The organism is Desulfoscipio sp. XC116 (assembly GCF_039851975.1).
Taxonomy (GTDB): domain Bacteria; phylum Bacillota; class Desulfotomaculia; order Desulfotomaculales; family Desulfallaceae; genus Sporotomaculum.
Genome location: NZ_CP156660.1, coordinates 1428986 through 1452411, shown reverse-complemented (window position 1 = coordinate 1452411; position 23426 = coordinate 1428986). Strand labels below are relative to the sequence as shown.

The window sequence follows — 23426 nt, the reverse complement described above, 5'->3', positions numbered from 1 at the left end:
ATTCATTCATCCCTTAAAGCAGTTAATGACGCGTGCAATAACCGGTTTTTAATATCCTCCAGATCACCCTCCATCAAACAGCCGGCAGCCCGGGGATGGCCACCCCCGCCAAAGCAGGCTGCCAGTTTGTTGACGTCTAAATAATACTTGGATCTCAGACTGACTTTATATTTACCTTCCTCCAATTCACGGAAAAACAAAGCCAGTTCCACACCTTTAATCATGCGCGGGTAGTTAATCATACCATCCACATGTTCATCAGATGCATTTAAACTGCGCAGCTTATCCCTTTTCACGTGCATCCACGCCACCCGGCCACAGTCGCTTATACCCAACGTTTGCAAAGCTGAGCCTAATATTTGCAGACTGACCAGCGGTTTTTCTTCGTATAAAAGTTTATTAACCCGTGCTGAAGGAACACCCAATTTTATTAATTCAGCCACTCTAAGATGAGTCCCGGGCCCCGTGTTGTCATAGCGAAAAGAGCCGGTATCAGTAACAATGGCTACATACAAACAAGTAGCTATATCCTTACCAATAACTACCGGTAAAATGGGTAACAGGTCGTAAACAATTTCGCCGGCAGCCGCGTAGCCGGGCAAATTTAAATATACATCACCAAAAACAACAGAACCGGCGTGATGATCTATAACCACTACCCGGCCCGCCCGGTCGAGCAGTTCTTTAAAATGTCCCAACCGGTCGGGTACGGAGCAATCCACGGAAATAAATAAATCGAATCGCCACTGTTTATCAAGCTCTGTCCGCACTTCATCCGTACCGGGCAAAAAGGTATACAGATCAGGTACCGGATCGGAACTGCAAAATACCACTCTTTTGCCCATTTGCCGCAGAGCCAGGCCCAGGGCCAGCATAGTCCCCAAACAATCACCGTCGGGCATGATATGACCGCAAAGCACTACGCTTTCCGCTTTACTAAATTCATTGGCCACCGCATTAAAAAGTGATTTATCTCCTTGCTCAAACATCTTTACCTTTAACCTCTTCCAATAATTCCATAACCCGGACCCCGTGGTCCAAGGATTTATCAAGATGGAAGGATATCTCAGGCACATGTCTCAACCTGATACGGTGTCCGAGTTCCGTACGAATAAATCCCTGGGCTTTTTTTAAAGCCAGCATAGTGTTATCCCTCTGCTCATGGTTACCCAAAACGCTAACATAAATTTTAGCGTATTTTAAATCATTTGACACATCCACCCCGGTTATTGTGGCAAAACCAACCCGCGGGTCCTTTAATTCATTTAATAACAGGTCGGATATTTCCTTTTTTACAGCCTCGGCCAACCTTTCCGGCCGGTGGGACATAACCATCCCCCCTTGCGGTTTTAGTGTATAATCAAGCCAGCTCACGTTTAATGGCTTCCATTGTATAGGCCTCTATCTGGTCTCCTTCCCTGATATCATTAAACTTTTCAACGGTAATGCCACACTCATAGCCCTGTGTTACTTCCCGAGCGTCATCTTTAAACCTTTTCAGCGAATCCAGATGCCCCTCATGGAGTACAATACCATCCCTGATTACCCGAACACCGGCATCTCTGGTTACCTTGCCTTCCGTTATATAGCATCCCGCTATTGTGCCCACCTTGGTCACTTTAAATGTCTTGCGTACTTCAGCCCGCCCCAATACCACTTCTTTATACTCAGGCTCTAAAAGACCGCTCATGGCCGCTTTAATATCCTCAATGGCATCGTAAATAATTCTGTATAACCGAATATCCACCTTTTCCGTCTCAACAGCATTACGAGCATTTACGTCAGGCCGCACATTAAAACCGATAACTATAGCGTTGGAAGCTGACGCCAGCATAATATCAGATTCAGTAACAGCACCAACCCCACCGTGGATTACATTGACCCTGACTTCATCGGTACCAATCTGCTCCAGTGCCTGGCGCACGGCTTCCACCGAACCCTGCACATCCGCCTTAATAATTATGCCCAGTTCTTTAACCTGGCCTTCCTGGATCTGATTGAACAAGTCATCCAGCGTAACTTTTGGCGCTGTGAGTTTAAGCTCTTCTTCCCGTTTTTTAATGAACCGTTCATCAATGATTTGTTTGCCGAATTTTTCGTCTTCCACTGTATAAAACAATTCACCAGCCGGCGGCACTCCTGAAAAACCAAGCACTTCCACCGGCATGGACGGGCCTGCTTTACTCACCCTCCGACCGGTATAATCCATCATCGCCCTAACTTTACCATAAGCCACACCGGCGATAATGAAATCACCGACCCGCAAAGTGCCGTTTTGCACTAACACTGTAGCCACCGGACCCCGGCCCTTGTCAAGCTCAGCCTCAATAACGGTCCCCCGGGCCGCTCGATTGGGATTAGCTTTATATTCACCGATTTCCGCTACCAGTAAAATCATTTCCAAAAGATCAGTGAGGTTTTGTTTTTCCTTGGCTGAAACCTCGACAAAAATTGTTTCCCCGCCCCATTCTTCCGGTATGAGGCTATATTCCGTTAATTCACGCTTGACCTTTTCCGGTTCGGCATCGGGCTTATCAATTTTATTAACTGCCACAATAATGGGTACCTGAGCGGCCCGGGCATGGTTAATTGCCTCAACGGTCTGAGGCATTACACCGTCATCAGCGGCTATAACCAATATGGCAATATCGGTTACTTTAGCTCCCCTGGCCCGCATAGCCGTGAATGCCGCGTGCCCGGGCGTATCAACAAAGGTAATTTTCTTACCCTTGTGCTCAACTTGATAAGCACCGATATGCTGGGTAATACCACCTGCCTCGGAGGCCGTCACATTAGCATGGCGGATAGCGTCCAAAAGTGATGTTTTACCGTGGTCAACGTGTCCCATAATGGTAACCACCGGCGGGCGCAATCTCAAATCGTTGTCATCATCTTCAGGCTCCCGCATCATCAGCTGAGCTTCCTTATCCAGCTCAACCTTTATCCGCACTTCAAAGCCCATATCATTAGCCACAATAGTTGCGGTATCAGCATCTATTTCCTGGTTAATGGTAGCTAACGTGCCAAGCTCCATTAACTTTTTAATTACCTCACCGGCGCTTACACGCATTTTTTCGGCCAGTGATTTAACGGTAATGGATTCACCTATAGTTACCGGCTTTTTTTCCACCGTAAGTACCGGTTGGCTTTTCCTCCTGGGGCCTTTATTAAATCTCTTGCCCGCGCCGGGCTTAAAGTCACGCTCTTTCTTGGAAGCATCCTTGGCGAATCTGTTATCCTTGGTGGCCTTTCCTTTAAAAGCATGCTTTTCAACCTGTTTGGATCGTTCTTGCGCCTTATTTTTCTCCATTGTTTTTACTTGATCCGGCATAGCCTTTTGAGCCATCTTGGCCAGCCCTCCACCCGGATGAGTTGGCGGTACATGACCGACTCTGGGATTTTTACCACTCCGATCAAACGGTTTTGCAGGCCGCTGCTGGTTGGACGTTCTGTTATGTTGTTCACCCGGCTTGTTACGATCACGAAAAGCGGGGGACGGGCCCCTGTTCGGCTCAGGCTTGTTCACCGCCGCACGGTTTTCAGCCGGCGCATGGTGACGTTCCGCCGTCACTCTGCCCTGCTGACCGCTTTCTTGTCCGGGCTGGTTTTGCCCGGGCCGGATACTTTTAGGCTGATTGCCTTTGGGCTGATTATGCTTGAATTGATCACCCCTGGGCTGGTTACCTCGGGATTGATTACTCCTGGGCTGATCATTTGGTTTTTTATACCTCGGTTCACCGCCCCGGCCTTTGTCGCCGGAGTAGTTACCAGTCGTCTTTTCAGTAAATACGCGATCAGGCGGACGATCGGGAACTCGATCCACCAAACCGGGACCGCGATCTTGACGATCCCGACCGCCGGCCGCTTTAAAACTCCCACGTTTTTCATTCTTATTATGCGGTGACTTTGCCATATTATTGCCACCGCCGGCACTTTGATAATGATTCCTTATCCTTACTATTTCATCGTCCTCCAAGGTGCTCATGTGGGATTTTACGGTAATACCCATTTGATTAAGCTTCCTCAACATATCCTTACTTTCTATGTTAAGCTCCTTGGCAAGCTCATGAACACGTTTTTTTACCATACAATCACCTCCGAATTATTAAAACGTACACAAGTCAATCTCTCCCCTTTCCATCGCTCCGGCGATACCCCGGGCAAGCTGTTCATCTATTATCGCCACCGCCGTACGGGGCGCCTTTCCCAGCAAAAAACCCAGTTCATTTTTGGAGGAATAGCAAAAAGCAGGAACACTGTTTTCTTTGGCCAACTGTATAAAGTTTTCTTGACTGCGTCTTGATGCATCGCCGGCCAAAATTAACAACTTGACTTCATTTTTCAAGAAGGCATTCCGCACAGCGGTTTCGCCGCTGATTACCTTCCCTGCCCGCCTGCATATACCAAGCAGACTTGCCACCGCATCGCTCATGGCCGGTCTACCCCTTCCAGCAAGCTTTCTTTAATATCCTGGGTAATGGAGTGCTTTAACGCTTTTTCCAACCTCTTGCCTTTCAATGCTTTATCCAAACACTCTCTACTAGGGCAAATGTACGCACCCCGGCCCGAGCGCTTACCGGTGCGATCTATCTCTATAGCATCCTCGGGCGTACGCACCACCCTGATTAATGTTTTTTTAGGTTTCATTTCCTGGCAGCCTATACACATTCTTTCCGGTATCTTCCTCACCTTAGGCAAGCCGAAACCCCCTATTCAATAAATTCCTCAGCAAATAGATCTTTGTACTCAGGATATAATTCAGCCATTTGACTTTCACTTTTTATATCAATTTTCCACCCCGTCAACTTAGCGGCCAAACGGGCGTTCTGCCCCTCCTTGCCAATAGCCAGAGAGAGCTGATAATCAGGCACAATAACCCGAGCGACCTTTTCATCCTCCCATATTTCAACAGCCACTACTTTAGCCGGACTAAGTGAACTGGCCACAAATTTAGATGGCTCGGAGTCCCATTTTATAATATCCAGTTTCTCGCCTTGGAGTTCGTTTACTATGGTCTGTACCCGCATCCCCTTTGGACCGACACAAGCCCCCACCGGATCCACGTTCTCATCCCTGGAAAAGACCGCGATTTTAGAACGGTAACCGGCTTCCCGAGCTACGGACTTTAATTCCACCACACCTTCCTGCAACTCGGGCACTTCCAGTTCCAGAAGTCTTTTCAAAAGCCCCGGGTGCGTTCGCGAAACAAAGATTTGCGGCCCCTTGGTGGTTTTTTTAACCTCTACGATATAGGCCTTCACTCGATCACCCTGAGTATAATTTTCCCCTGGTATCTGCTCCGCCGGTGTTAATATCGCCTCCGTTTTACCCAGTTCGATAAAGACATTCTTTTGTTCAATTCGCTGCACTACGCCGCTTATAATGTCCCCTTCCCTGTTGGCAAATTGTTCATAAATAATATTGCGTTCGGCTTCACGAATCCTCTGTACTACAACCTGCTTGGCCGTTTGAGCTGCTATCCGGCCAAAATTGCGCGGTGTAACCTCTGTCTCCACGACATCATCCAAGTTATACAGGGGATCAAGGGCCCGAGCTTCACCCAGCGAAATTTCCAGTCGCGGGTCGCTTACCTCTTCTACAACATTTCTCTGGGCATAGACTTTACAATCGCCTGTTTCCCTGTCTAAAAGCACCTTGGCATTTTGCAGCGACCCAAAATTTCTTTTATACGCTGAGAGCAACGCGGCCTCTATTGCCTCCAGCAGTACATTGGCAGAAATCCCTTTTTCCCTTTCCAAATCTCTCAGGGCTTCCAAAAATTCGGTATTCATTACCGTGTCCCTCCACAAAAACTATTCCATCTAAAATATTTAAGTTCCCTAAATATTGATCATGCAATCTTAAAACTCGGGCGACAAGCGGGCCGAGGCAACCTGGTTCAAAGGCAGCACAACGCTGGTGCCATCCACATCAAGGGTTATCGAACAGTTTTCGGCGGCAATAATTTTTCCTTTAAACTTGCGCCTGCCTTCCACCGGCGCAAAGGTGGTTAACTTTACATTTTCACCGGTGAATCTGATAAAATCAGCAGGTTTATTAAGTGGTCTATCCAAGCCCGGCGATGAAACCTCCAGAGTATAAGCGTGCGGTATGGGATCATGTTCATCCAACAGCGGATCAATACTCCCGGAAACCAACTGACAATCTTCAAGACCCACTCCCGCGGGTTTATCGATAAAAACCCTCAGGAACCATCGTCCTCCTTCCCTGGTATATTTTACATCCACCAGATCAAGGCCGAGTTCAACCAGTTTGGGGTTAATAATTTGTACTATGGCGTTTACTGTTTTGTTATTATTATTCATTTCTTTGTCCCCCCCAATGCTAAACCGTCGCATTTCCCTTAGTATAATACGAAAGAGTGGGCAATACCCACTCCTTCAATAACAGGTCCACATAAATAATCCTTAGCGGTCATTTTACTTCACCGGTTATGATTATTGGTCACCCAAGAGCGGAATACCTTTACCTCCCCCAAATATTATTTATGTATCTCGGGAAGTTGCAAAATCAAGTGACCTTAAACCACCAAAACAACGAATAGGCACAAAAGCAAATTAATATTATCATAAAAGGGGACGTTTGACAAGATGAACACAACTATACATTATATAGCAGCATCGTTTTCAATAAACTCAAAGGCTCTCACCCATATCATTTAGCTTTGCCTTTACAACATCCACCACATCACTTAACGGCACCATTAATGTTTCACCGGCCCGCCGCATATAAAGTTCCACCCGACCGTTTGCCAATCCCTTTGAACCTATGGTAATACGCAGAGGATAACCAACTAGATCCGCATCATTAAATTTAACCCCGGCCCGCTCCGTCCGGTCATCAATAACAGTTTGCACACCGGCATCTTTAAGAGAGTTATATATTGTTTCAGCGGCTTGCATGAGGTTTTGATCTTTGCCGCTCACCGGCACCACTATTACATGATAAGGGGCTATTTGCACGGGCCAGATAATGCCTCGCTCATCATAGTTCTGCTCAACAGCGGCAGCCATTGTCCTGGTTACGCCAATACCATAGCAACCCATAACAAAAGGCCTGGCCTTACCGTTTTCATCTAGAAAGGTGCCACCCAACGCATTACTGTATTTGGTGCCCAGCTTGAAAACCTGGCCGACCTCAATCCCCCTTGCCTCCCGTAATTCCGCACCGCATTGGGGACAGGGTTCTCCGGCCTTGACCAAACGTATGTCGGTGATCAAATCCGGTTTGGTGTCCCGCCGGGGATTAACATTAATCAGGTGCTGTTCCTTCTCATTTGCCCCGCATACGGCATTAGCCAAATTCATTACTTCCGGATCTGCCACCAGCCTGACCCCGATTAAGCCGACCGGTCCGGCATAGCCCACCGGAGCTCCGGTTATCTCATGCACCGTCTGCTCATCAGCCAGATCCAGCCTGACACATTCCAGGGCGTTATATAGTTTGATTTCATTTATTTCCCGATCACCCCTGACCAAAACCGCCACGTCCTCCTTGTCGGTGGTGTAAATTACGGTTTTAATCACTTTTCCCGGCGGCATATTAAAAAATTCAGCTACTTCACTGACACTGTGACATCCCGGTGTAGATACCTTTTGCAGTTCTTCCGGCGCATCATCGGTATCACCGGCTGCAGGCTTTGTCTCAGCCCGCTCCTGGTTGGCCGCGTAACCACATTTTTCATCAGCGCAATAAAGCACAGTGGCTTCCCCCGATTCAGCCAACACCATAAACTCGTGGGTATCACTGCCGCCAATAGCTCCGGAATCCGCCACCACCGGCCTGAACTGCAAACCACAGCGACGGAAAACATTGGTATACGCTTCATACATTTTATTATAACTGACATCCAGACCTGCCTCATCACGATCAAATGAATACAGATCCTTCATAATAAATTCCCTGCCGCGCATTAAGCCAAAACGCGGACGGCGTTCATCACGATATTTATTTTGAATTTGATACAACAGCAAGGGCAACTGTTTGTAAGAATTAATTTCTCCTTTAACCAGTGTGGTAATAATCTCCTCATGGGTCGGCCCCAGACAAAAATCGCGGCCATGCCTGTCTTTGAGCCTGAACAATTCGGGGCCGTATACATCCCAGCGCCCGGATTCCCGCCATAGCTCAGCAGGCTGAATAACGGGCATCATTATCTCCTGCCCGCCTTGCCTGTCCATTTCTTCTCTAATAATACGTTCAATTTTTAGAATTACCCGCCAGGCCAGCGGCAGTAATGTATATACACCCGCCGCCGCCTTACGCATAAAACCGGCTCGCAGCAGCAGCTGGTGACTGATTACCTCAGCTTCCGCGGGCACCTCCCGCAGGGTTGGCACCAGTAAATTAGAGATCCTCATCCCCGTTCCTCCCTTGAATAATATTGTCAATTTCTTTCATCAGCTCTTCAACCAGTAAATTCTCGGGTACTTTCCTAATTACCCGTCCTTTACGAAAAATAAGGCCTTCGCCCTTACCGCCGGCAATGCCCACATCGGCATGTTTAGCTTCTCCGGGGCCGTTAACTGCGCATCCCATAACCGCCACTTTAAGCGGCTGCTCAATAGCCGCCAAACGCTGTTCCACCTCGCCGGCAATGCTAACCAAATCAATGCAAGTCCGGCCACAGGTGGGACACGATATCAATTCCACTCCGCGCCGCCTTAAACCCAAAGCCTTCAGGATTTCGTAAGCCGCCCGCACTTCGTGTATCGGATCACCGGTTAATGATACCCGGACAGTATCGCCCAAGCCATCCCACAGCAACGCCCCGATACCCACCGCCGATTTAATGCTGCCATTAAATATAGTGCCCGCTTCGGTGACCCCAATATGGAAAGGATAGTCCACCTTATCAGCCAGCATATGATACGCGTTTAACATAAGCGGCACATCCGAGGACTTTAAAGATATCTTAATATCGTAAAAACCCAGCTCCTCCAGTATAGCAACATGTCGCAAAGCACTTCGGACCAGTGCCTGCGGCGTTACCCCCTCGCTGAGCAGATCTTTTTCCAGTGACCCGGCATTTACGCCGATACGTATAGGTATTTCTTTTTGCCGGGCAGCTTGGACCACCGCCACAACCTTATCCCGACCTCCTATGTTGCCCGGATTGATACGCAGGCCATCCACTCCCGCATCAATAGCCGCCAGGGCCAGGCGGTAATCAAAATGAATATCCGCCACCAGGGGAACCGTCAACCCCCGCATAATATCAGGCAATGCCTGCGCTGCCCGCTGGTCGGGTATCGCCACCCTTACAATTTCACAGCCGGCCTCGATAAGACGCCTGATTTGTTCCCTGGTGGCCGCCACATCGCAGGTGTCGGTATTGGTCATAGACTGCACCGCTACCGGCGCATCACCGCCCACTGTAACGCCGCCCAGACGCACCGGTCTGCTTTTCCTACGCTGCATATCATTAGCCTCCAAGTTAGAAAATTAGCAATTAGCTAAAACCTGCTTCATCTTTTACTTAAAATATTTATGAAAAACAACATACATTAGATCATTTACGTACCGGTTTTACATAAACAACCGGCCCGCAGCCCAAATTATTACCCCGGCAGATCTGGCTCGCACCGGGGTTAAGCATAGTTAATAATTTACCGCTTTAGATTATGGAGCACCCTGAGGGCTTTGAATAAATAGCTGCAATATATCGTTATATGTTATAAACACAATGAGCAACAGTAATAATCCGAACCCTACCATATGTATAAAATTCTCCTTGGATGGGTCAACGGGGCGCCCCCGCAGTCCCTCCAGACCGAGAAACATTATGCGGCTGCCGTCCAGAGCGGGGATGGGGAATAAATTAAATAGTCCCAGATTGATACTTAACAAGGCGGCCAGCTGCAGCAAGTAAAAAAATCCTGTCTGCACCGCCCGATCAATTTCCCAGATCACCCGCACAGGCCCGCCCAGATCAGCGGGTGCCTGACCGATAATCATCTTACCAATGAATTGCAATATCAATACAGTTACCTGAAAGGTAAATTCGCAACCTTTAGCCAGCGCGGCCAAGGGGTTTAATTTTTTCACCCGGGAGATTCCGATCATTCCCCGCCCTTCCTCCCCAACTGTGGGAGTGACACTCAATTCTACTTTTTGGTTATCCCTTAACACTACCAATTTAGTGGACTGACCGGGCCGACTGCTGATGCTTGATATAATTTCCTCCCAATTATCCACCTTTTTATCGGCAATAGAGTAAATTTGATCACCGGGCTTTATGCCTGCCTGCTGGGCCGGTTGCCCGGGCAAAACGCCGGCAATAGTTGTGCCCGGCATGGGCATGCCCTGCAGCATGAATATAACTGCCAGTAATACCGCCGCCAGTAAAAAGTTCATTAGCGGACCGGCTGTTATTACAGCCATCCGCTGCGAAATGGTTTTATGGCCAAAACCCTTGCCTTCTTCCACATCTTCTTCCTCAGGGTCCATGCCGGCCATACGCACAAAGCCACCCAGTGGAAATAATCGCAGGTTGTAATCGGTGCCTTGGCGGTTTAGACCCAACAATCTGGGGCCAAAGCCCAGGCTGAACTCGTGCACTTTTATACCCACCGCTTTAGCCACAGCAAAATGACCCAACTCGTGAAAGAATATTAATATGCCAAAAACAAATACGGATGCCCAGAAAGTAGCCATATAGTCCATCCTTTAATTTTTTTCATCATGCCATGCTTTTTTTAATAATTATCTCTCCCGCACGGCGGCGTGCCCAGCGATCTATCTCCAGTATTTCCTCCAGGGAAGCACAATGAACAGAGCTGTGTTCCTGCATCACTTCATTAACTAATTTGGGGATAGCTGTGAATTTTATTCTTCCAGCTAAAAAAGCGTGTACAGCCACCTCATTGGCAGCGTTTAGTACCGCCGGCATAGTTTTGCCCATCCGCCCGGCTTGAAAAGCCAGATCCAGGGATGGAAACCGCTCCAGATCAGGCTTTTCAAAAGTTAGCTCACCCACGGGCCACTGCAATCCAGGGGTTTTTCCCCTCGGCCGCCGGGGATAAAAAAGAGCATATTGAATAGGCAACCGCATGTCAGGAGCACCCATTTGGGCCAATACGGAACCATCATTAAATTCAACCATGGAATGAATAATGCTCTGGGGATGAATCACCACGTTAATATTATCATAATCTATGTTAAATAACCATCTGGCTTCAATAACCTCAAGGCCTTTGTTCATTAAAGTAGCCGAGTCCACTGTAATTTTGGCACCCATCTGCCAATTGGGGTGCTTAAGGGCCCCGGCAGGGTCTATAGCGTCCATTTGCTCGCATCGATAGGTACGGAACGGTCCGCCGGATGCAGTAAGCAGAATCCTTGCCACATCATATCTATCTTCACCGTTCAGGCACTGCCAGATAGCTGAATGTTCACTGTCCACCGGCCTGATAGCGACGTTATATTCATCAGCCAGGCGCATCACCAACTCACCTGCAGCCACCAGCGTTTCTTTATTGGCCAGGGCTATAGTTTTACCGGCCTTAATGGCCGCTACCGTGGGTAAAAGACCGATCGCGCCGGATATAGCGGTTAAAACCGTATCGGCTTCGGAACAAGTAGCTGCCGCCAGCAAGCCCTCGCGACCATAGTATATTTCTGTTTTCTGCCGGCTATCCAACTGCCGCCGCAGCCAGCGAGCATCTTCTTCCTTTTGCAAAGAGACTAAAAGTGGCTTGTATTTTTTAACCTGATCCAAAAACAGTTGTTTATTTTTCCCGGCAGCCAGTGCCACCGGTCTGATATCACCGGGAAAACAATCCAAAACCTGCATGGTTTGGCGTCCGACGGATCCGGTACTACCCAATATCGATAGTTTATTCATAATGCTCTCCAATTAGTTCTATTCACTTATTAATAGGATTTCCGGCTTTTACGGCTGCCTGTATCGTAATAACCAGCATAGGACCCAATATAAGCCCGATTACTCCTATAGTCTTCAACCCCACAAACATAGCTACCAATACAGCTAAGGGATGCAGGCCCAAATTCGCCGCCACAATTTTAGCCTCAAGCAATGCCCTAACAACCATTACCAGCAGATAGAGCACCGTAAGCTCTACACCCAATAGCACATTACCGGCAACAAACGCCCAAATAGCCCAGGGGATATAAATAGTCCCCGGACCCAATACCGGTATCATATCCAGAAAGCCAATCAGTAAACCTATGGTCAAGGCATAACTTGCACCTATGAAATGGAGACCTATAATACTTAAAAAAGCAGTAATGGAAACTAAAATAAATTGGGCCCGTATATATGATTGAAAGGCCAGAGCCACCTGTTTGCTTACTTCCAGAACCCGCGCACCCCAGGGTGGAGGGGCTACCCTGAGCCATAGCCGGGCTATTTTTTCCCTGTCTTTGCTAAAAAAATAAGTGGCGACTAAACTAACCAATATTACCATAATAGCACCGGGAATACCGCTTATAACAGCAAGCAAAACACTCACCAATTCCCCGGCCCAGTGCTCAATGGCTGTGGTTACATTATTTAAAGATTGCTGTAGATTTTCGGTTACACTTTTAGGCAAAGTGCCGTAAAAAATAATACTTTTCTTTACCCATAAATCAAAAAAGTACTGCAATTCCGGTACCTTTTGAGGCAGCATCACAGAAAGATCGCTTAATTCCTTAACCAACCTAAATATAACCAAGGTCAATATAGTACTGATACCACCGAAAAAAACCAGCATGGCAACAGGTACGGCAGCGGCCCGGGAGACCCTGCCGTTGTGACCGAAGAAAACCACCAACGGTTCCATAAAAATACTGAAAATAACCGCCAGCAAAAACGGAAATAAGACGGCGGTTAAATATAAAAGCCACTCCAACATCTCGGGCATCACATATTTAATAGCCAGGTAAATGGCCAATAGTGTTACCGTACCCGCCAGCACGTATAATATTTTTTGTACTGTCCGCGGCAACTAATTCACCTCAGTTAATTTAAAATTAAACCCACATAGTAATATACCAGCGGGGCCGTGAACAGCATACTGTCAAAACGGTCCAGGACCCCTCCGTGGCCGGGAATCAACTTGCCCGCATCCTTAATCCCGGCTAAACGTTTAATGGCTGACTCAACCAGGTCACCCGCCTGTGCCGCCAGCCCGATGATAAGTCCCAACAACAATACCGGCCACAACGGTAATTGAATATATAGCAGAACCACCACCCAAGCTGCTATAATGCTGCCCAGCACACCGCCTAAAGCCCCTTCCACTGTCTTACCGGGACTCAGTTCAGGCGCCATGCGCCGCCTGCCCCAGCGGCGACCGGCTAAATAAGCCAGAGTATCGCTTGACCAAGTGCAGACCAGCATTAATATTAACCAAATCCAACCGTTTGGCAGCGTACTGAGCAGAAAAAGGAAAATAAGCAATCCCACGTATATGGTACAAAAAAAGGATGCCGCCACATCAAGAGGGGTAAACCGCGGGTAAAAAGAAATCATAACCACCAGGTAAAATATTAAAATTATTATTGAAATATCATCCGGGTACCCCTCCTTATATTTATATGCCGCAGCAGCCAAAATAAGACAACCCGGCATAACCATAAACAGGGGCACTTTTAAATCCAGCTTAGCAAATATAACACTAATTTCCCGGACTCCCAACAACATCAATGCCACGGTTACGGTTAATAACGCAGCACCACCATACCACACCGCAGTAATTAGTACGGGAACACCGATAATTGCGCTTAATAGTCTCTGCCAAAACACTAAATCACCAGCCCGGGATAAAATATATCCTGATAAAGCACCTTCTAACAGCTAGTTATGCAACAAACCGCCAAAACGCCTTTCCCTTCTCTGAAAATCCAGTAAAGCTTGCAATAGTTCTTTCCTGCCGAAATCCGGCCACATGGTGTCGGTAAGCCAGAACTCCGTATAGGCCAGCTGCCATAATAGAAAATTGCTCACCCGGCAATCGCCCGACGGCCTAATCAACAAGTCAGGGTCAGGTTGACCGGCGGTAAATAAATATTCCGCAATAACTTGCTCATTTATTTCCTCAACCTTCATACCGCCATCGTTAATTTTTTTCCCTATTTCCCGCACAGCCTGAAGCAATTCAGATCTACCACCGTAATTTAGGGCTACATTAAAAACCAGACCCGTATTATTTTTGCTGCGCCTTATGGCCATATCCACCGCTTCCTTGGCTTTAACCGGAAGCTCAGACAATATACCCATCGGATGTATACGCACATTATTAGCGCATAGCTCATTAATTTCTTTATTAAAGTACTCGACCAGTAAATTCATTAATATATTTACTTCGTCACGCGGCCTTTTCCAGTTTTCAGTGGAAAAAGCATATACCGTCAAATGTTTTAACTTAAGCTCTACGCTTAGCTTTACCACTTCACGCAAAGCATTAACGCCTGCCCTGTGTCCAAACGACCTGGGTGCTCCCCTTCGGGTGGCCCACCGTCCATTTCCATCCATTATAATGGCTACATGAACAGGCAGTTTACTAATGTCCAGCTGTCCCAATAGCTCTTCTTCACCTATACTCTTTTTTATGGAAACAGCATTTTCCTGACGGTTGCCCAGCAGCCATTTAAACATTCCGGCCTCCCCTTTCTCGATAATTCTTGATTCAGGTAGGGTTTTAAACGCCGGGTACGACCCAACCCATCCATGGGGAAACATCCTCGAACAGCTATCCCTGTTCTTGTGAAAAGCGAGGGATTAGCCCGGTTAGCTAATGGATAAAACAACCCCCTCCGGAAACGAGGGGGGTTGTTCCATTATTTTTCAATAATGGCTCCGGCGGGGCATTTATTAATACATATTGCAATTTTCAACACTTGTTCGTATAAATTTTTATCACTGCGATTACTTACAACATCCCAGACAAGTCCCGCATACCTGACTCTCATGCTAACTTTTCTCTGGCCACCGTCAACATAACACTGCCCTCGGAAAGCTCGCGGCTGCGAATAACTCTATACTGCCCTGTCAATTCTCCACGGGGTGGTGAAGTAAATTCCACATCAACACGGCGGCCGGCTGAACGGCATAACTTCAGAGCCGTATCCAGATTCAATATTAATAGGCTGTTAATATGCAATGTTGCTGTCACATCTTTCATTAAACAGTTGTAATTTCCTTTTCTTTAGCGGCAAACAATGCATCAATTTCCTTTATGTATTTATCAGTAAGCTTTTGTACTTCATCCTGAAGGCGCCGCAACTCATCTTCGGAAATATCCCCGTTCTTTTGCTGGCTTTTCAATCCATCATTGGCGTCCCTGCGCAAATTACGCACGGCCACCCGGCCCTCTTCAGCTTTCTTCTTAATAACTTTAACCAGCTCGGCTCTTCTTTCCCTGGTCAATTGCGGTACAGCCAACCTGATCACATTACCGTCACTGGCCGGTGTAATTCCTAAATCAGATTTTAAAATAGCTTTTTCAATATCCGACAGGACATTCTTATCCCAAGGCTGAATAACCAGCAATCGCGCCTCGGGGATATTAATATTGGCCAGCTGATTTACCGGTGTCGGAGTACCATAGTATGGCACCATAATTTTATCCAATAAAGCGGGAGTGGCTCTCCCGGCACGCAGCGAGGCAAACTCTTTGTCCACTACCTCCACCGTTTTTTGCATATTTTTTTCGGAATCAGACAGAAGTGTCAATAAAATCACCCCCAACATATGTTCCAACATTTTCGCCTAAAACGGCCCGTTTTATATTGCCCGTCTCATTAAGCCCAAAAACAAGCAAAGGAATACGGTTGTCCATGCACAGGGAGGTAGCTGTTGAATCCATTACGCCTAACCCTTTATTTAACAGGTCGATATAACTTAGCCGGCCAAATTTGACAGCATTTTCATTTTTAAGAGGGTCTGAATCATATACACCATCAACCCGCTTGGCCATTAAAATTACCTCGGCTTCTATCTCCGCCGCTCGCAGAGCGGCAGTAGTATCGGTAGAAAAATATGGGTTTCCCGTGCCCGCAGCAAATATTACCACCCGGCTTTTTTCCAGGTGTCTGATAGCCCGCCGGCGGATATATGGCTCAGCCACTTCGCGCATTTCGATAGCAGTTTGTACTCTGGTGTCAACGTCATGTTTAGCTAAAGCATCCTGCAAGGCCAATGAGTTAATTACCGTAGCCAGCATACCCATATAATCAGCCGTGGCTCTGTCCATCCCCTTGGTACTGCCCGCCACACCGCGCCATATATTGCCTCCGCCGACAACAACCGCCACCTCGACACCCAATCGAACCACTTCTTTGATCTGTACCGCTATTGAATATACGACCTCGGGGTCAATGCCATATCCCATGGTCCCAGCCAAGGCCTCACCGCTAAGTTTTAATACGACCCTTTTATACTTGGGTGCATCCATTGGGGCCATATAACCTCCCGTCACTACATTTATTCTTCTACATAATAATAATAATTCCTTTTCATGCCTTTATTATTTTCTTGCCTGTGCCGCTACCTCCGCGGCAAAGTCATCCTTCCTTTTTTCCAGTCCCTCACCAAGCTCATAGCGAACAAATCTGCGCACTGAAATATTTTCACCTATTTTAGCAATCTTTTCAGTTACCAGCTGTTTAACAGTTTTGTCCGTGTCTTTAATAAAAGGTTGTTCCAATAAGCAAATATCCTTATAAAATTTTTCAATTCTGCCTTCCACCATTTTTTCGATAATCTTAGCCGGTTTTCCTTCATTAGCCGCCTGAGCAGCTAAAATTTCTTTTTCTTTAGCCACAATGTTCTCGGGCACTTCTTCTTTAGTCACATATTGCGGACGGGCAGCGGCAATCTGCATAGCAATATCCCTTACCAATTCTTTAAACTCATCGGTTTTAGCTACGAAATCCGTTTCACAGTTTACCTCCAGCAGTACACCAATCTTACCGCCGGCGTGAATATAGGAATCCACCAAGCCCTCGGCGGTGATCCTACCGGATTTTTTAGCTGCGGATGCCAATCCCTTTTCACGTAAATAATCAATAGCTTTCTCCATATTGCCATCCGTTGCTACCAATGCTTTTTTACAATCCATCATACCTGCACCGGATTTTTCACGCAATTCTTTTACCATTGCCGCAGTTATTTCAGCCATCAAACAAACCCCCCTATCGGTGTTTTCTCATGTAATGTACTATTATATCCAAAAATTCAACCTAATAGAAAAAAAGGCAGGGGTTACCTTCCCAGGTCAATCCCCCGCCAACAAAATTATTCAGCAGTTTGTTCACCCTGGTTGCCTTCAATAACGGCATCAGCCATTTTTGCGGTTAAAAGTCTGACCGCCCTAATGGCATCATCATTACCGGGTATAATGTAGTCAACTTCGTCAGGATCGCAATTTGTATCCACGATAGCCACAATGGGAATGCCTAACTTGCGTCCTTCCGCAACGGCAATACGCTCCTTACGCGGGTCAATAACAAATATTGCCTGGGGCAAACGGCGCATTTCCTTGATACCGCCCAAAAATTTAGCTAATCTTTCTTTTTCATGCAGCAATTCAGCTACTTCTTTTTTAGGCAGTTTATCCATTGTTCCGTCTTGTTCCATCTTTTCCAGTGCATGCAGCCTGTCAATGCGCTTGCGAATGGTCTGAAAGTTAGTCAACATGCCTCCAAGCCAGCGCTGGTTGACATAAAACATACCGCACCGATCAGCTTCTTCACGAACTGATTCCTGAGCCTGTTTTTTTGTGCCAACAAACAATATATTGCCGCCTTGTTGTACGGTAGATTTTACGAAGTTATATGCTTCCTCTACTTTTTTTACAGTTTTTTGCAGGTCTATAATATATATACCATTGCGATCTGTAAAAATATAGGGAGCCATTTTGGGGTTCCATCTCCGAGTCTGGTGTCCAAAATGAACACCGGCCTCAAGCAACTGTTTCATAGATATTACGGCCACTGGTAGTAACACCTCCTCCCCCGCCGGTTTTTTCCTCCGCCGCCATCATCTTTCCCAGGCCCCCCACGGGGGACCACCTGCGCAAAATCCGGCAACGTGTGTATTTAACACCAGGATGTATTCTAACATAAAGTTTAACCTATGACAAGGCTGCCTATAAAAGAGTACAAAAAAAGTCAGCCATCTCTTCAATGACTGACTCTTAATAACATCTTTTAATGCTCCCTAATCCTTTCCAACTCTTCAAGCAAACGGTCATTTAAAACTTTTATAAAAGTTCCTTTCATACCAAGAGATTTTGACTCAATAACACCGGCACTTTCAAACTTGCGCAAAGCATTTACAATTACAGACCTGGTTATACCTACCCTATCCGCTATCTTACTGGCAACCAGCAATCCTTCGTCACCGTCAAGTTGCCTAAATATATGGTGCACGGCGTCAAGCTCTGAATATGACAACGTACCAATGGCAATTTGCACGGCGGCACGCTTCCTGGCTTCCTCCTCCATACGATCCTGGCGGGCCCGCAATATTTCCATACCTACAACGGTGGCGCCAAGCTCAGCCAATATTAAATCTTCATCGGTAAAGTTTTTTTCGTATTTGGCCAGAACCAACGTCCCTAATCTCGTACCTGCGCCTACAATAGGCACTACGGTAGTTACTTTACTGTATTCACACTTCTTGTCGTGATGGAAAACGCAGACGTTGACAGTCTGACAAATATTAGCGTGAGTTTCATTAATCCGCAATAGGTTTTCGTTATATTCTTCCGGGAAACCTGCCGGCGACTCTACAATATTTTCCATCACATCACAAACAAACCCTTTTAAATAACTGTATCCGAGTACTTTCCCCCGGCGATCCAAAATATAAATACTGCATTCGATATTTTCACTTAATATTGCCGAAATTTCTTTAAAATCGACCGGATAACCCGCAGATTTTTGCAGTACCTTATTAATGGAGCGGGTTTTAGCAAGCAAGTTACGCAAGCTACATCGCCTCTTTCTTATACTAATTCAATTACTAATACCTTTTCAATGCAACAGCAAATATTCTTTGACCGGCTGTAATTATTGTAGCAAATTATAGAGTTTAAAGCGTATAGCCTTTTAAACATGCGGTCAAACCTATTACCTGTTATACTGATATAAAACAAATTACTTATTATTATGCATATATTAATTCATGATTACAATATATACCTGCTCAAATCTTGATCCTTTACTACCTCACCAAGTTTTTTGCCGACATACTGTTCATCAATGTTGAATGATTTATCCTCAAGCTCGGTGGCATTAAAAGAAACATCCTCCAAAAGCTTTTCCATAATTGTGTGCAGCCGCCTTGCTCCTATATTTTCTGTTTGCTCATTAACAGTATAAGCGATTTCAGCAATTTTCACAAGAGAATTTGGCGAAAATATAACCTCTACTCCTTCAGTACGCAATAATTCAATATACTGCCTGATCAAAGAATTCTTGGGCTCAATTAAAATTTGCCAAAAATCATCTTTAGTTAGACTGGTCAACTCCACCCTAATGGGAAACCGGCCCTGCAGTTCGGGGATTAGATCCGACGGTTTGGACATATGGAAAGCGCCGGCCGCTATAAACAATATATGATCTGTTTTAACCGGTCCGTATTTAGTCATTACTGTGGACCCTTCAACTATGGGCAGTATATCCCTCTGTACACCGCCACGGGAGACATCAGGGCCGGCGCCCCCTTCACGAACGGCAATTTTATCGATTTCGTCTAAAAAAATAATTCCGTCATTCTCCGCCAACTGCACAGCACTGGAGGTCACCTCATCCATATCAATTAATTTCTGAGCTTCCTGTTGGGTTAGAATTTTACGCGCCTCGGCAACAGTCAAACGGCGCTGGCGTTTTTTCTTGGGAAAAAAATTACCTAACATATCACTTATATTAACGCCCATCTCTTCAACGCCCGATCCGGTAAACACTTCCATCATGGGCGGTCTGTTGTCTTCCACCTCAATTTCTATGTATTCTCCTTCCAGTTCGCCTCCGGCCAACTTTTCCCGCAAAGTTTCCCTTTCAAATTTAACCCGGCTGGCCATTTGCTGGTACTGAGTATTTTCCGTCTGCTCCGGCTGGCGACCGGAACCAAACAGCATCTCGAGAGGATTGCGTGCACTTTTCTCCTCTCTTGGCAAGGGGGCCAGCAATTCTATAATTTTTTCCTCCGCCATCTTTTTAGCTTTTTCCTCCACACGGGTCATTCTTTCCTGTTTTACCATGCGAATGGATGTTTCCACCAAATCACGCACCATCGATTCCACATCCCGCCCCACATAACCCACTTCGGTAAATTTGGTTGCTTCCACCTTGACCAGCGGTGCTTTAACCAGTTTGGCCAACCGGCGGGCAATTTCAGTCTTGCCCACACCCGTGGGACCGATCATCAATATATTTTTAGGCATTACCTCATCCCGTAAATCTTCAGGCAGCCTGCTTCTCCGATACCTGTTGCGCAACGCTATGGCCACCGCTTTTTTAGCCTGATTTTGCCCAACCACGTATTTATCAAGTTCCGCCACAATTTGCCCGGGTGTCAGCGAATTCATACTAAGCAACCTCCGTTTTTATAATGTCTCTACAATAATATGATTATTAGTATAGATGCAAATGTCGGCAGCTATGGACATAGCCTCACGGGCCACGTCCACGGCACTCATCCCGGCATGTTTGACCAGCGCCCGGGCGGCAGCCATAGCGTATGGCCCACCGGAACCAATAGCAAGAACCCCGTCATCAGGCTCAATAACTTCACCATTACCGCTTATAACGAGTATACATTCTTTATCAGCAACAGCCAGCAGCGCTTCGAGTCGGCGCAAGTATTTATCGGTGCGCCATTCTTTGGCTAATTCCACCGCCGCCCTCTTCATATTACCCTGATAAGATTCAAGCTTATTCTCAAACTTCTCAAATAAAGTGATAGCATCGGCAACCGAACCGGCAAACCCGGCCAGTACCGTTCCACCATGCAAACGGCGCAATTTACGGGCATTGTGTTTTAATATGGTATTTTGACCGAAAGTAACCTGACCGTCACCGGCCATGGCTACTTCATTACCTTGCTTAACGGCCACAATAGTAGTGGCATGGAACATGGGTCATTCTCCTTTAAAGCAAATTTTATGCTCTGGGATGGCATTTATCATAAACGTTTTTAATACGTTCTTTGCTCAGATGAGTATAAATTTGGGTAGTGGAAAGCCGTGCATGCCCCAGCAGTTCCTGCACCGAACGTAAATCAGCACCACTATCCAACAAATGGGTGGCAAAAGAATGTCTAAATGTATGCGGGCTGGTCCGGTCATGCAACTGCAATTGCCGTACATATTTTTTAACCAACCAGCGCACACCCCGGTCCGTAAGCCGACCGCCTTTACTATTTAGAAACAGGGCCTCCAAACGCCCTTTTTTACCCTTTATCAACATTGGTCGGGCTTCTTGCATGTAGCAACGCACCGCTTCCAGCGCGTAACTGCCCAGTGGAACAAGGCGTTCCCGGTTACCTTTGGCGGTCACCTTTATTGTGCCCTTGTTCAAATCAATATCTCCAATATTAATACGCACCAGCTCACCCACCCTGATACCCGTACTATATAACGTTTCCAGAATAGCCGTATCCCGAGCCCCCAATAGCTTTACTCGCTCGGGATATTCCACCAATTGTTTCATCTCCGCCTCAGTCAGAAAGCGGGGCAGCTTTTGGTTGCGCTTGATAATACTAATCCTGGACAGAGGGTTATCCTCCAGTACCCCCTCCCGACACAGATATCTAAAAAACGACCGCCAGGTTGACATACGCCTGGCTATGGTGGCACCTGATTTTTGACGCTCATGCATATCCGCCAGATAACTTCTGAAAAGGGTTTTGGTGATCTGGGCCGGGTGAATGCTGTAGTCTTCTTTAGCCAGAATCCGGGCAAAAAAAGTCAGCCCGTCGTATAAATCGTCATCGTAACTTTTAATGGTGTAGGGTGAAGCGTTTTTTTCCATTTGCAAATAAATGAAGAAACCATCCATATAACCGTACATCGTTTAACCTCACATTGGATACCTATCATTTAACGCCACACATCTTTTATATTATTGTAATAGTTCCCGACATTGCTTTAATTCTTCCAACGCCCGACCGGCATACATAGCATGGCGTCTCTTTTTATCCCGGATTTTCTCTTCCAGAGGTGGGAAAAGGCCGAAAGTAACATTCATAGGCTGAAAATGACGGGCATCCGCAGATGTTATGTAATGGGCCAGAGCACCGTGGGCTGTTTGGGCCGGCCAAACCACCGGCTCACGCCCTTTTATCAGCAAAGCGGCATTTATGCCTGCCGCCAGCCCCGAGGCTGCTGATTCCACATATCCCTCCACCCCGGTCAATTGCCCGGCAAAGAATAAATCCTCTTTCAATTTACACTGATAAGTCGGTTTCAATAACACGGGGGAATTAATATATGTATTGCGGTGCATGACGCCATAGCGCACAAACTCGGCCTGTTCCAAGCCGGGTATCATGCTGAACACGCGTTTTTGTTCGCTCCATTTAAGATGGGTTTGAAAGCCAACGATATTAAGCAGTGTACCCGCGGCGTTATCCCTGCGCAGCTGCACCACGGCAAAGGGTCTTTTACCGGTACGCGGGTCAACCAGCCCAACTGGTTTTAACGGCCCAAAGCGCATGGTATCCTTTCCCCGCCGGGCCAGCACTTCGATAGGCATGCAGCCTTCAAAATTAATTTCCTGATCGAAGTCCTTGCGTGGCGCCCGCTCAGCGGCGGCTAAAGCATCCTGAAAGGCGGCATATTCGGACTCGTTCATGGCACAGTTCATATAGTCGTCCTCACCTTTGCCATAACGGGAGGACCAAAACACTTTGTCCATATTGATTGATTCCAGGCTCACAATTGGAGCCACGGCATCATGAAAATATAAATACTCTTGCCCGGTAAACTCCCTGATCTTCTCCGCCAACCGGTCTGAAGTTAAAGGGCCCGAGGCCACCAGCACCACATCGTTAATTATATCAGTATATTCCTCCCTGTGCACCGTTACTAACGGATGATTTTCCAACATACCGGTAACGGCACCGGCAAAACCATCTCTATCCACAGCCAGCGCTCCCCCGGCCGGAACGTTATATTGATCGGCGCAACGCATAATAAGAGAATCCAGCCTGCGCATTTCCTCCTTTAGTAAACCCACGGCATTTTCCAGTGCCCGGGCCCTAAGCGAATTACTGCACACCAGTTCTGCAAAATACCCGGTTTGATGTGCCGGCGTACTCTTTTGTGGGCGCATTTCATAAAGAGAAACCGGGACACCTCTGCGGACCGCCTGCCAGGCTGCCTCCGAACCGGCCAAACCGGCACCGATAATGACTAATCGTTTTTGCAATACGGCCACCTCTATAATTAAAG

Annotated in this window: 24 protein-coding genes; all 24 read right to left on the bottom strand. The window is 46.8% G+C overall.

Translation table 11 applies throughout. The features are described 5' to 3' along the window. Positions 1–2: 2 nt before the first annotated feature. Positions 3–989, bottom strand: coding sequence for a bifunctional oligoribonuclease/PAP phosphatase NrnA (locus ABDB91_RS06860; RefSeq protein WP_347490865.1), 987 nt, complete (start codon positions 987–989; stop codon positions 3–5). Then, positions 982–1329 (bottom strand): 30S ribosome-binding factor RbfA, encoded by a 348-nt coding sequence (rbfA, locus tag ABDB91_RS06855; protein ID WP_347490864.1) that lies wholly within the window; start codon positions 1327–1329, stop codon positions 982–984. Before rbfA ends, ABDB91_RS06860 begins: the two co-directional genes overlap by 8 nt. 31 nt (positions 1330–1360) lie before the next feature. Then, a complete protein-coding gene (infB, locus tag ABDB91_RS06850) occupies positions 1361–4087 on the bottom strand; it encodes a translation initiation factor IF-2 (RefSeq protein WP_347490863.1) in 2727 nt (908 codons plus the stop codon). Positions 4088–4105: 18 nt separating this feature from the next. Beyond that, complete coding sequence (locus ABDB91_RS06845; protein WP_347490862.1) at positions 4106–4432, bottom strand: L7Ae/L30e/S12e/Gadd45 family ribosomal protein; 327 nt, start codon at positions 4430–4432, stop codon at positions 4106–4108. Next, a complete protein-coding gene (locus tag ABDB91_RS06840) occupies positions 4429–4698 on the bottom strand; it encodes a YlxR family protein (protein WP_347490861.1) in 270 nt (89 codons plus the stop codon). Before ABDB91_RS06840 ends, ABDB91_RS06845 begins: the two co-directional genes overlap by 4 nt. Before the next feature lie 11 nt (positions 4699–4709). Beyond that, positions 4710–5792, bottom strand: coding sequence for a transcription termination factor NusA (gene nusA, locus ABDB91_RS06835; RefSeq protein ID WP_347490860.1), 1083 nt, complete (start codon positions 5790–5792; stop codon positions 4710–4712). 69 nt (positions 5793–5861) lie between these two features. Beyond that, a complete protein-coding gene (rimP, locus tag ABDB91_RS06830; protein WP_347490858.1) occupies positions 5862–6326 on the bottom strand; it encodes a ribosome maturation factor RimP in 465 nt (154 codons plus the stop codon). A 330-nt stretch (positions 6327–6656) separates the two neighbouring features. Further along, positions 6657–8381 carry a proline--tRNA ligase gene (locus tag ABDB91_RS06825; RefSeq protein ID WP_347490857.1) on the bottom strand — a complete coding sequence of 575 codons (1725 nt, stop codon included), beginning with the start codon at positions 8379–8381 and terminating at the stop codon, positions 6657–6659. Continuing rightward, entirely contained in the window at positions 8368–9441 is a 1074-nt protein-coding gene (gene ispG / locus ABDB91_RS06820; protein ID WP_347490854.1) for a flavodoxin-dependent (E)-4-hydroxy-3-methylbut-2-enyl-diphosphate synthase, read from the bottom strand. The genes ABDB91_RS06825 and ispG overlap by 14 nt, the downstream gene beginning before the upstream one ends. A gap of 201 nt (positions 9442–9642) precedes the next feature. Further along, a complete protein-coding gene (gene rseP, locus ABDB91_RS06815) occupies positions 9643–10677 on the bottom strand; it encodes an RIP metalloprotease RseP (RefSeq protein WP_347490853.1) in 1035 nt (344 codons plus the stop codon). 25 nt (positions 10678–10702) lie between these two features. Beyond that, positions 10703–11866 carry a 1-deoxy-D-xylulose-5-phosphate reductoisomerase gene (locus ABDB91_RS06810; protein ID WP_347490852.1) on the bottom strand — a complete coding sequence of 388 codons (1164 nt, stop codon included), beginning with the start codon at positions 11864–11866 and terminating at the stop codon, positions 10703–10705. Between the two features lie 22 nt (positions 11867–11888). Beyond that, positions 11889–12971 (bottom strand): sporulation integral membrane protein YtvI, encoded by a 1083-nt coding sequence (ytvI, locus tag ABDB91_RS06805; RefSeq protein WP_347490851.1) that lies wholly within the window; start codon positions 12969–12971, stop codon positions 11889–11891. 14 nt (positions 12972–12985) lie between these two features. Then, entirely contained in the window at positions 12986–13771 is a 786-nt protein-coding gene (locus tag ABDB91_RS06800) for a phosphatidate cytidylyltransferase (RefSeq protein ID WP_347490849.1), read from the bottom strand. Between the two features lie 51 nt (positions 13772–13822). Further along, positions 13823–14623 (bottom strand): isoprenyl transferase, encoded by an 801-nt coding sequence (locus tag ABDB91_RS06795; RefSeq protein WP_347490848.1) that lies wholly within the window; start codon positions 14621–14623, stop codon positions 13823–13825. Between the two features lie 310 nt (positions 14624–14933). Continuing rightward, a complete protein-coding gene (locus ABDB91_RS06790) occupies positions 14934–15149 on the bottom strand; it encodes a hypothetical protein (protein ID WP_347490846.1) in 216 nt (71 codons plus the stop codon). Continuing rightward, positions 15149–15706, bottom strand: coding sequence for a ribosome recycling factor (gene frr, locus ABDB91_RS06785; protein WP_347491547.1), 558 nt, complete (start codon positions 15704–15706; stop codon positions 15149–15151). The genes ABDB91_RS06790 and frr overlap by 1 nt, the downstream gene beginning before the upstream one ends. Continuing rightward, on the bottom strand, positions 15684–16421 hold the full coding sequence (pyrH, locus tag ABDB91_RS06780; protein WP_347490845.1) for a UMP kinase: 738 nt from the start codon (positions 16419–16421) through the stop codon (positions 15684–15686). The genes frr and pyrH overlap by 23 nt, the downstream gene beginning before the upstream one ends. Positions 16422–16493: 72 nt before the next feature. After that, a complete protein-coding gene (tsf, locus tag ABDB91_RS06775; RefSeq protein ID WP_347490844.1) occupies positions 16494–17147 on the bottom strand; it encodes a translation elongation factor Ts in 654 nt (217 codons plus the stop codon). Positions 17148–17263: 116 nt separating this feature from the next. Next, positions 17264–17962 carry a 30S ribosomal protein S2 gene (rpsB, locus tag ABDB91_RS06770; protein WP_347490843.1) on the bottom strand — a complete coding sequence of 233 codons (699 nt, stop codon included), beginning with the start codon at positions 17960–17962 and terminating at the stop codon, positions 17264–17266. Between the two features lie 215 nt (positions 17963–18177). Further along, positions 18178–18960 (bottom strand): GTP-sensing pleiotropic transcriptional regulator CodY, encoded by a 783-nt coding sequence (gene codY, locus ABDB91_RS06765; RefSeq protein WP_347490842.1) that lies wholly within the window; start codon positions 18958–18960, stop codon positions 18178–18180. Between the two features lie 200 nt (positions 18961–19160). Then, positions 19161–20561, bottom strand: a complete 1401-nt coding sequence (hslU, locus tag ABDB91_RS06760) for an ATP-dependent protease ATPase subunit HslU (RefSeq protein ID WP_347490840.1) — start codon at positions 20559–20561, stop codon at positions 19161–19163. Positions 20562–20579: 18 nt separating this feature from the next. Then, on the bottom strand, positions 20580–21110 hold the full coding sequence (gene hslV / locus ABDB91_RS06755; RefSeq protein WP_347490838.1) for an ATP-dependent protease subunit HslV: 531 nt from the start codon (positions 21108–21110) through the stop codon (positions 20580–20582). 25 nt (positions 21111–21135) lie between these two features. Beyond that, entirely contained in the window at positions 21136–22044 is a 909-nt protein-coding gene (xerC, locus tag ABDB91_RS06750; protein WP_347490836.1) for a tyrosine recombinase XerC, read from the bottom strand. A 51-nt stretch (positions 22045–22095) separates the two neighbouring features. Continuing rightward, positions 22096–23403 (bottom strand): methylenetetrahydrofolate--tRNA-(uracil(54)-C(5))-methyltransferase (FADH(2)-oxidizing) TrmFO, encoded by a 1308-nt coding sequence (trmFO, locus tag ABDB91_RS06745; protein ID WP_347490834.1) that lies wholly within the window; start codon positions 23401–23403, stop codon positions 22096–22098. Between the last annotated feature and the right edge of the window lie 23 nt (positions 23404–23426).

Excerpts from the sequence above, each read along its gene's own strand:
- nusA (WP_347490860.1), bottom strand. The coding sequence starts at position 5,792 with ATGAATACCGAATTTTTGGAAGCCCTGAGAGATTTGGAAAGGGAAAAA.
- ABDB91_RS06810 (WP_347490852.1), bottom strand. The coding sequence starts at position 11,866 with ATGAATAAACTATCGATATTGGGTAGTACCGGATCCGTCGGACGCCAA.
- rimP (WP_347490858.1), bottom strand. The coding sequence starts at position 6,326 with ATGAATAATAATAACAAAACAGTAAACGCCATAGTACAAATTATTAAC.
- xerC (WP_347490836.1), bottom strand. The coding sequence starts at position 22,044 with ATGTACGGTTATATGGATGGTTTCTTCATTTATTTGCAAATGGAAAAA.
- hslV (WP_347490838.1), bottom strand. The coding sequence starts at position 21,110 with ATGTTCCATGCCACTACTATTGTGGCCGTTAAGCAAGGTAATGAAGTA.
- rseP (WP_347490853.1), bottom strand. The coding sequence starts at position 10,677 with ATGGCTACTTTCTGGGCATCCGTATTTGTTTTTGGCATATTAATATTC.
- ABDB91_RS06825 (WP_347490857.1), bottom strand. The coding sequence starts at position 8,381 with ATGAGGATCTCTAATTTACTGGTGCCAACCCTGCGGGAGGTGCCCGCG.
- rbfA (WP_347490864.1), bottom strand. The coding sequence starts at position 1,329 with ATGTCCCACCGGCCGGAAAGGTTGGCCGAGGCTGTAAAAAAGGAAATA.
- ABDB91_RS06790 (WP_347490846.1), bottom strand. The coding sequence starts at position 15,149 with ATGAAAGATGTGACAGCAACATTGCATATTAACAGCCTATTAATATTG.
- ABDB91_RS06860 (WP_347490865.1), bottom strand. The coding sequence starts at position 989 with ATGTTTGAGCAAGGAGATAAATCACTTTTTAATGCGGTGGCCAATGAA.
- tsf (WP_347490844.1), bottom strand. The coding sequence starts at position 17,147 with ATGGCTGAAATAACTGCGGCAATGGTAAAAGAATTGCGTGAAAAATCC.
- ispG (WP_347490854.1), bottom strand. The coding sequence starts at position 9,441 with ATGCAGCGTAGGAAAAGCAGACCGGTGCGTCTGGGCGGCGTTACAGTG.
- hslU (WP_347490840.1), bottom strand. The coding sequence starts at position 20,561 with ATGAATTCGCTGACACCCGGGCAAATTGTGGCGGAACTTGATAAATAC.
- infB (WP_347490863.1), bottom strand. The coding sequence starts at position 4,087 with ATGGTAAAAAAACGTGTTCATGAGCTTGCCAAGGAGCTTAACATAGAA.
- ABDB91_RS06795 (WP_347490848.1), bottom strand. The coding sequence starts at position 14,623 with ATGTTTAAATGGCTGCTGGGCAACCGTCAGGAAAATGCTGTTTCCATA.
- pyrH (WP_347490845.1), bottom strand. The coding sequence starts at position 16,421 with ATGGATGCACCCAAGTATAAAAGGGTCGTATTAAAACTTAGCGGTGAG.
- ABDB91_RS06845 (WP_347490862.1), bottom strand. The coding sequence starts at position 4,432 with ATGAGCGATGCGGTGGCAAGTCTGCTTGGTATATGCAGGCGGGCAGGG.